At 55.0% G+C, this 852-nt stretch carries 2 protein-coding genes; one reads left to right on the forward strand and one right to left on the reverse strand.

The features are described 5' to 3' along the window. On the forward strand, nt 1-461 hold a 461-nt coding region (locus tag JNK74_28310; GenBank protein ID MBL7650092.1), incomplete at its 5' end, for an NAD(P)/FAD-dependent oxidoreductase. Here the strand turns inward: JNK74_28310 and JNK74_28315 are convergent. Continuing rightward, entirely contained in the window at nt 458-814 is a 357-nt protein-coding gene (locus JNK74_28315) for a hypothetical protein (GenBank protein MBL7650093.1), read from the reverse strand. The two genes, JNK74_28310 and JNK74_28315, sit on opposite strands and share 4 nt — an antisense overlap. Between the last annotated feature and the right edge of the window lie 38 nt (nt 815-852).

Raw genomic sequence — 852 nt, forward strand, 5'->3', positions numbered from 1 at the left:
CAATTTTGCAGGCGTCGAATTATTGGCGGCCTGACACGCCGGTTGCGATCGATCTGGCGCCGGACGTCGAACTCGCTGCCGCACTCGGCTCGCGCGCCCGAAGCCGGAAGATGCTGGTGAATTACCTTTCTGAGATCTTGCCGCATCGGTTCGTCGAAAATTTTGCCGAAGGACGTCTGCCGAATAAGCCGATCGACCAGTTAAGCAAAAAGGACATCGATCTGGTCACGGGAGCGCTTCACGATTGGAAGGTCAAATTTCGCGAGACCGAGGGCTGGAATAAGGCCGAGGTTACGCTCGGCGGGATATCGACTGATGAACTTTCGTCGCAAACCATGGAAGCAAAAAAGGTTCCCGGCCTTTATTTTATCGGAGAGGTGGTTGATGTGACCGGCTGGCTCGGCGGATACAATTTTCAATGGGCCTGGTCGTCCGGTCACGCCGCAGGGCACGCGGTCTAGCCATCGCGAAAGTCGGTGATGTCCATTCCGTAGGTTTTCTTCACATGTTCTTCTTGAGCCGCGGTGACGTTTCGCAGGTTCTCAAGACGCCTTTGGCTCTTGCTAATATGTGTCTTTGCCCGTTCGGCCATGTGTTTCAAAAGGTCGCGTCCCTCGGCAAACTCGGCCTCGCATTTTCTGAACAGATCGAACAATTCTGAAGCCTCGTGCTCTTTACCTTCCTTCGTCAACTCCTTCAATCGATTGTGGACCTGTGCGATCTGACGGATGCACCGGACAAGCTCGTCGCCGACCGATGTGCCCGTGACCATCTCGGGGCTGACGCGGTATTCGCTCATCAATTTGTCGAGCATCTGTTGGTCGCCGGACGAATATGCCCGGTTGAGTTCGG

Source organism: Candidatus Hydrogenedentota bacterium, assembly GCA_016791475.1.
GTDB lineage: Bacteria > Hydrogenedentota > Hydrogenedentia > Hydrogenedentales > JAEUWI01 > JAEUWI01.